Source organism: uncultured Methylobacterium sp. (assembly GCF_964251405.1).
In the GTDB taxonomy this organism is placed as follows: Bacteria; Pseudomonadota; Alphaproteobacteria; order Rhizobiales; family Beijerinckiaceae; genus Methylobacterium.
Genome location: NZ_CAXUJR010000126.1, coordinates 2203 through 8782 on the forward strand (window position 1 = coordinate 2203; position 6580 = coordinate 8782).

8 protein-coding genes and 1 pseudogene are annotated in these 6580 nt (G+C 69.3%); 5 read left to right on the forward strand and 4 right to left on the reverse strand.

Going from position 1 to position 6580, the window contains the following annotated elements:
- Nucleotides 1-331: pseudogene (locus ACFE7U_RS16585) on the forward strand (penicillin-binding protein); the annotation flags it as partial.
- 114 nt (nucleotides 332-445) lie between these two features.
- On the forward strand, nucleotides 446-625 hold the full coding sequence (locus tag ACFE7U_RS16590) for a hypothetical protein (protein ID WP_375410818.1): 180 nt from the start codon (nucleotides 446-448) through the stop codon (nucleotides 623-625).
- A 15-nt stretch (nucleotides 626-640) separates the two neighbouring features.
- On the opposite strand, the gene ACFE7U_RS16595 is transcribed toward ACFE7U_RS16590, so the two are convergent.
- The gene (locus ACFE7U_RS16595) at nucleotides 641-1357 is read right to left on the reverse strand and encodes an RluA family pseudouridine synthase (protein WP_375410819.1); all 717 of its coding nucleotides are present in this window, start codon (nucleotides 1355-1357) and stop codon (nucleotides 641-643) included.
- 41 nt (nucleotides 1358-1398) lie between these two features.
- On the opposite strand from ACFE7U_RS16595, the gene ftsY reads away from it, so the two are divergent.
- Nucleotides 1399-2766: a signal recognition particle-docking protein FtsY gene (ftsY, locus tag ACFE7U_RS16600; protein WP_375410820.1), complete on the forward strand. Its 1368-nt coding sequence runs from the start codon at nucleotides 1399-1401 to the stop codon at nucleotides 2764-2766.
- Between the two features lie 181 nt (nucleotides 2767-2947).
- The gene (locus ACFE7U_RS16605; RefSeq protein WP_375410821.1) at nucleotides 2948-3559 is read left to right on the forward strand and encodes a septation protein A; all 612 of its coding nucleotides are present in this window, start codon (nucleotides 2948-2950) and stop codon (nucleotides 3557-3559) included.
- A gap of 4 nt (nucleotides 3560-3563) precedes the next feature.
- Here ACFE7U_RS16605 and ACFE7U_RS16610 read toward each other — a convergent pair whose 3' ends face one another.
- From ACFE7U_RS16610 to ACFE7U_RS16620, 3 genes are read right to left on the reverse strand one after another with little or no spacing between them, the layout of a single operon-like run.
- Nucleotides 3564-4148, reverse strand: coding sequence for a DsbE family thiol:disulfide interchange protein (locus tag ACFE7U_RS16610; protein ID WP_375410822.1), 585 nt, complete (start codon nucleotides 4146-4148; stop codon nucleotides 3564-3566).
- On the reverse strand, nucleotides 4145-4312 hold the full coding sequence (gene ccmD, locus ACFE7U_RS16615) for a heme exporter protein CcmD (RefSeq protein WP_375410823.1): 168 nt from the start codon (nucleotides 4310-4312) through the stop codon (nucleotides 4145-4147). Before ccmD ends, ACFE7U_RS16610 begins: the two co-directional genes overlap by 4 nt.
- Before the next feature lie 5 nt (nucleotides 4313-4317).
- Nucleotides 4318-5100 (reverse strand): heme ABC transporter permease, encoded by a 783-nt coding sequence (locus tag ACFE7U_RS16620; RefSeq protein ID WP_375410824.1) that lies wholly within the window; start codon nucleotides 5098-5100, stop codon nucleotides 4318-4320.
- A 423-nt stretch (nucleotides 5101-5523) separates the two neighbouring features.
- On the opposite strand from ACFE7U_RS16620, the gene ACFE7U_RS16625 reads away from it, so the two are divergent.
- Nucleotides 5524-6580: mandelate racemase/muconate lactonizing enzyme family protein (locus ACFE7U_RS16625; protein WP_375410825.1), on the forward strand; the 1057-nt coding region annotated here is incomplete at its 3' end.

The following is a 6580-nucleotide window of genomic DNA, read 5'->3' on the forward strand; positions in this document are numbered from 1 at the left end:
CCTGCGCGGCGTGCCGGAGGTCATCGATACCGGGACCCTGGCCTTCCGCGGCCGCGTCGTTCGCCTCCTCGGCGTCGAGGGCGAACGCGGCGCGCTCGCCCGCCAGCTGTCCCGCTACCTCCGCCGCCGCGAGGTCACGTGTCTGCGGCCGACCGGCGAGGCGGAGGGCGAGCCCGAGGGCCTTCGCTGCCAGATCGACGGGGACGATCTCGCCGCGCTGATTCTCGCGGCCGGCGGTGCCCGCGCCGCGGGGAATGCGCCCTCCGACCTCCTCGCCGCGGAGGAGCAGGCCCGCTCGGAACGCGCCGGCCTCTGGCGCCGGGAGCGCTGAGCGATCCGTCGCCGCAGGCGCGTGCGTCACGGCCCAGCAGTCCTTTTCGAGCTCTTTCGACCGTGCCATAGTCCGGCCGATGCGCCGGTCGAGTGCGCGATGGGAGGTTCACGGATGGCATTCTTCCTCGGGATTGGTGGCCCCTGGGTCGTTCTGATGATCCTCGACCTCCTGTCCACGAAGCGCGATCTCGACGCGCTCCCCGCCGGGCAGCGCCGGCCCTGGATGGAACGTCTGGAATACCTCACCCAGCATCGCGACCCGGTCCCGCCGCAGGGCCGCAAGCGGCGCTGACGCCGGCCGAGAACGTCATTCGGGCACCGGCACCGCCCATCCGCATTCCGTCAGCCCGGCCAGCATATGCACCGGCGCCGGCGCCTCGACGACAATCGGCGGTCTCTTCGGGTAGAGCGGCAGGCTGAGCGTGCGGGCATGAAGCTGCAGCCCGAGGCCGCCGGTGCGCGGTGCCGTGCCGTAGATCGGATCGCCGACGATCGGCCAGCCCATGGCGGCGCAATGCACTCTGAGCTGGTGCGTGCGGCCCGTGACGGGAGACAACGCCAGCCACGCTTGGGCTCGGTCCGGAGCCCGGCCCATCACCTGCCAGTGCGTCAGCGCAGGATCCCCGGCCGGATCGGCCTTCATCCACCAGCTGCGCGGGTCGTCGGAGCGACGGGCGAGTGCCAGATCGATGCTGCCGGTCTCTGACGGCGGATCACCCTCGACCAGCGCCCAGTAGGTCTTGCCGACGACGCTCGTGGCGAAGAGCCGGTTGAGACGGGCCAGCGCCTTGGCGTGGCGCCCGAGAGCCAGGCAGCCGGAGGTGTCGCGGTCGAGCCGGTGGGCGGCCTCCGGCCGGCGCGGGAGCCCGAAGCGTAGGGCATCGAGATGATCGGTCAGCGTCGGCCCGCCCTTGGGGCCGGGATGGACCGGAAGCCCCGCCGGCTTGTCGATGACGAGGACGAGCCCGTCGCGGTAGAGGAGGCGCCGGCTTATGTCTGCTACGAGGGCGTCGGCTGGAGGCATGGTCCTGCGCTACGTGCGCGGGGCCGAGGGAGCAAGCGGGAATGAGCGAAGACAAGAGGCCGGGCTGGCTGCTGCGCCGGATGTTCGGCAAGAAGGAGGAGGCTTGGCCGCCGGAGCCGGTGCCCGTTCAGCCTCCCGATCCGAAACCCGGCTCGGACCTCCAGTCGGTCACGCCGCCCCTCGACTCCCCCGCCTCGGTCTCGGAGGGCCAGCCCGATTTCGCCACGGGCGCCGCGGATGTCGCCCATGTGCCGATGCCCCCCAGCGAGCCCTCCCCGGTCGAACCCGACGGCAACGCCGTGCCGGACGAGCTCGAGGGCGCCGACATGCAGCCGGTGGAGGGGCAGGAGGAGCGCCCGCCCGCAGGGACCGCCGGCGACCCGCCGGAGCGCGGGGGTGAGCAGGCCGACACCACGAGCCAGGCCTTCGCGCCGCTGCAGGCGCCGGAGCCCGCAATCCTTGAACCGGTAGCAGCCGAATCCGAGAATCGCGGGTGGTGGAGCCGGCTGACCGGAGGCATGAAGCGCACCTCCTCCGCCCTGTCGGAACGAGTCACGGGGCTCTTCACGAAGCGCAAGCTCGATGCGGACACCCTGGAGGAACTGGAGGACGCCCTGATCCAGGCGGATTTCGGCGTCGAGACCGCGATGCGGATCTCGCAGACCGTCGGCCAGAGCCGCTACGAGAAGGGGATCTCGCCCGACGAGGTCAGGGCGATCCTGGCCGCCGAGGTCGAGCGCGCGCTCACCCCGGTCGCGCTGCCCTTGAGCGTCGATGCCTCCAAGAAGCCCTTCGTGATCCTGATGATCGGGGTCAACGGCGCGGGCAAGACCACCACCATCGGCAAGCTCGCCCTGAAGCTGAAGGCCGAAGGGCGCTCGGTGATGCTGGCAGCCGGCGACACCTTCCGGGCTGCGGCGATCGACCAGCTCAAGGTCTGGGGCGAGCGAACGGGGACGCCCGTCGTCGCGGGCGCGCAGGGGGCGGACGCCGCGGGCCTCGCCTTCGAGGCCTTCCAGAAGGCGAAAACCTCCGGCACCGACGTCCTCCTCATCGACACCGCCGGCCGCCTCCAGAACAAGACCGGCCTGATGGCCGAGCTGGAGAAGATCCTGCGGGTGATCCGCAAGATCGACGCGGAGGCTCCGCACGCGGTCATCCTCGTCCTCGACGCCACGGTCGGCCAGAACGCGATCAGCCAGGTCGAGCTGTTCTCGAAGGCCGCCGATGTCACCGGCCTCGTGATGACCAAGCTCGACGGCACGGCGCGCGGCGGCATCCTGGTGGCGCTGGCAGCGAAGTTCGGCCTGCCGGTCCACTTCATTGGCGTCGGCGAGGGGGTGGAGGACCTGGAGCCCTTCGCGGCCCGCGACTTCGCCCGGGCGATCGCCGGGTTGGAGGCGGGTTAGGCGGGAACGAGACTGGGCGGGACGGCAACCTCGGAAAGCCGAGCCTCAGAACTAGCGTTCCCAATTCGTGACGGACATCGGTGGCCCCGATGGTCCGGTTGAGGCGCGGGCTCAAACCCGTGTACAGCCCACCCGCCACCGAGGCCATGCCGAGCACGCGTTCGGCTGAGGACGAGACACCATGCAGATCGAAGCCGTCCCGCCGCAACGCCACCTGCCGCCGCTCGTCAAGCTCGTCCTGGAGCTCGGGCCGCTCGTGGTGTTCTTCTTCGCCAACGCCTATGCCGAGCGCTTCGGCGTGACAGCCGACCAGAAGCTGTTCGCGGCCACCGGCCTGTTCATCGTCGCCACCCTGGTGGCACTGACCATCCACTACGCCCTGATGCGCCGCCTGCCGATCATGCCGCTGGTCTCGGGCGTGGTGGTGGTGGTGTTCGGGGGCCTGACCCTGGCGCTTCAGGACAAGACCTTCATCATGATGAAGCCGACCATCGTGAACACCCTTTTCGGTTTCGTCCTCCTTGGCGGCCTCGCCTTCGGCAAGTCGCTGCTCTCGGTGGTGCTCGACAGCATGTTCGCGCTGACCGATGAAGGCTGGCGCAAGCTCACCTTCCGCTGGGGCCTGTTCTTCCTGCTGCTCGCGGTCCTGAACGAGGCGGTCTGGCGCACGCAGACGGAGGATTTCTGGGTGAGCTTCAAGGTCTTCGGCATCATGCCGCTCACCGTCGTGTTCGCGCTCTCGCAGACGCCGCTCCTCATGCGCCACGAGAGCAAGGACGTGCCCAAGGCGTAACGAATCAGGGTTTGGCCGCCGCCCTGATCTTGTCGAGGACGCGGGGGTAGTTCTCAGGCGTCAGGATGCCGACGAGCTTGTCGCGGATGATGCCGTCGGGGCCGACGATGAAGGTTTCGGGCACGCCGTAGACGCCGAAATCGATGCCCGTGCGCCCGGTCGAATCCACGCCCACCGCCTGGAACGGAACGCCGTTGCGAGTCAGGAAGCGGCGCCCGTTCTCCGGCGCGTCCTTGTAGTCGATCCCGACGAGGCGAAGCCCGGGCTCGCGTGCGAGCCGCATCAGTTGCGGGTGCTCGACCTGGCAAGGCGCGCACCAGGAGGCCCAGAAGTTCACGACCGTGACCCGGCCCTTGAACTCGGCGCTGGACAGGCCCGGCACCGGACCACCCTCCCCCGTCAGGCCCGGCAGCGCCTCGAGGACGAAGGCGGGGGCCGGCCGTCCGATCATCGCAGAGGGCACGGCCGACGGGTCGGCGCCCGAGCGCAGGCGCAGGAAGAAGACCGCGCACAGGAGGGCGAAGGCGACGACGGGCAGGATCGTCAGGAGCGAGCGGCGTGGCGCGGCCGCCGGCGCGTCGAGGCTCACGAGGGCTCTCCCGTGGGGATGCGGGCCGGGTCGTCCTGCATCGCCGCCAACGCCCGCCTTTGCGCCCGGGCGTCACGCAGGGCGTGGAGGATCAACCCGCCGACCACCAGAGCGGTGAAGGCGTAGGCTCCCACGATGAAGCCGCCATGCGAACCGAGATCCATCGCCGTCACAGGCCCTGGATCGCTTGGCCGAGCGACGGGGCGGACCCGCACGAAGCGCCCGTATCGAGGCGTTCGGCCTCGCGGATGGTGAGTGCCCGGACCCGGCGGCGCAGGATCTCGGTGCGCATCCCCTGCAGATGCAGCGTGATCCCCAGGACCGTGAAGGCGACGATCATCAGGACGAGCGGGTAGAGCATCGAGGAATCGATGGACGAGCCGCCCATGCGCAGGATCGACGCCGGCTGGTGGAGGGTCGACCACCAGTTCACCGAGAACTTGATGATCGGCAGGTTGACCGCGCCGACGAGGGTCAGGATCGCGATGGCGCGCGCGGCGCGGTTCGGGTCCTCGATGGTCCGCCACAGGGCGATGATGCCGCAATAGATCAGGAACAGCACCAACATCGAGGTCAGCCGCGCGTCCCAGACCCAGTAGGTGCCCCACATCGGCTTGCCCCAGAGCGAGCCGGTGACGAGGCAGATCAGGGTGAAAGCGGCACCGATGGGTGCGGCGGCGCGCTGGGCGACGTCGGCCAGCGGATGACGCCACACCAGGGTGCCGATCGCCGAGAGTGCCATCGATCCGTAGAAGAACACGCCCAGCCAGGCCGCCGGCACGTGGATGTACATGATCCGCACGGTCTCGCCCTGCTGGTAGTCGGGCGGGACCACGAACCATGTGAGATACAGGCCAACGGCGAGGAGCAGCGCGGCGAGCCCGGCGAGCCAGGGCATCACGGGGCCGGTCCACCGCAGGAAATGGCCGGGATGGGCGAGGCGATTCCACATGCGCCGCCCTTAGCTCAGGGTGCGGTGCAACCGCAATGCGGGGGGTGGGCGCAGCCCGTCCGTCGTCCTGTCGCCCGTCTCGTACGGGCGGGATGGTCCGCTCCTCCGCGTCACGATGTCAGACGATGCGTCGATGTGGGATGCGGCGGGCGACCCCGCCCGGGATGGCAAAGGGCGCGTTCGCTTGTGGGGAAGAGGAGCCGGAAGAGGACATTTGATGTCTTGCCAATGGCGCCAACCGTCATCATCGCTGCGGCGTGAGGGGATGACCTCACCCTATCGACGGCCGGGGCGCACGATGTCCGAGCCGGCAGCCGCGAACTTGGGATCGGCGAGACGGTTGTCACGGGCTAACGACCCGGAGGCGCGTCCCGCCCTCTTGTTCGCTTCTCCCACGCCTTCCCGGCACCAAGGAGCAAGCCCATGCGCATCGTCGACGTCCGCGAGATCACCCAGCCGATCTCCTCTCCTATCCGGAACGCCTATATCGACTTCTCGAAGATGACCGCGAGCCTCGTGGCGGTCGTCACCGACGTCGTGCGGGACGGCCGCCGGGTGGTCGGATATGGCTTCAACTCGAACGGCCGCTATGGTCAAGGCGGCCTCATCCGCGAGCGCTTCCGCAACCGCCTGCTGGAGGCCGACCCCGGGAGCGTCCTGAACGAGGCGGGCGACAATCTCGACCCGCATAAGCTTTGGACCGCGATGATGACCAACGAGAAGCCCGGCGGCCACGGCGAACGCTCGGTGGCGGTCGGCACCCTCGACATGGCGATCTGGGACGCCACGGCCAAGATCGCCGGCAAGCCGCTGTTCCGGATGCTCGCCGAGCAGAAGGGGCGCGAGGCCGACCCGAGGGTCTTCGTCTACGCCGCCGGCGGCTACTACTACCCGGGCAAGGACGACACGGCTTTGCGCAATGAGATGCGCGGCTACCTGAACCGCGGCTACACCGTCGTGAAGATGAAGATCGGCGGCTCCCCCATCGCGGAGGATCAACGCCGAATCGAGGCGGTCCTTGCCGAACTCGGCTCGGAGGCGCAGCTCGCGGTCGATGCGAACGGACGCTTCGATCTCGAGACCGGCATCGCTTACGCCAAGATGCTGCGCCAGTACCCACTGTTCTGGTACGAGGAAGTCGGCGACCCCCTCGACTATGCGCTGCAGGCTGCGCTCTCGGAATTCTATCCGGGCCCGATGGCCACGGGCGAGAACCTGTTCTCGCACCAGGACGCCCGCAACCTCCTGCGTCACGGCGGGATGCGCCCGGACCGCGACTGGCTGCAGTTCGACTGCGCCCTGTCCTACGGGCTGGTGGAGTACCTGCGCACCCTCGACGTGCTGGCGCAGTTCGGCTGGTCGCCGTCCCGCTGCATCCCGCATGGCGGCCACCAGATGTCGCTCAACATCGCGGCCGGCCTCGGCCTCGGCGGCAACGAGAGCTATCCGGACCTGTTCCAGCCCTATGGCGGCTTCCCGG

Bases quoted from the DNA above. Each gene is read 5' to 3' on its own strand.
- ACFE7U_RS16620 (WP_375410824.1), bottom strand. From the start codon at position 5,100: ATGTGGAATCGCCTCGCCCATCCCGGCCATTTCCTGCGGTGGACCGGC.
- ACFE7U_RS16595 (WP_375410819.1), bottom strand. From the start codon at position 1,357: ATGCCTCCAGCCGACGCCCTCGTAGCAGACATAAGCCGGCGCCTCCTC.
- ccmD (WP_375410823.1), bottom strand. From the start codon at position 4,312: ATGGATCTCGGTTCGCATGGCGGCTTCATCGTGGGAGCCTACGCCTTC.
- ACFE7U_RS16590 (WP_375410818.1), top strand. From the start codon at position 446: ATGGCATTCTTCCTCGGGATTGGTGGCCCCTGGGTCGTTCTGATGATC.
- ACFE7U_RS16605 (WP_375410821.1), top strand. From the start codon at position 2,948: ATGCAGATCGAAGCCGTCCCGCCGCAACGCCACCTGCCGCCGCTCGTC.
- ftsY (WP_375410820.1), top strand. From the start codon at position 1,399: ATGAGCGAAGACAAGAGGCCGGGCTGGCTGCTGCGCCGGATGTTCGGC.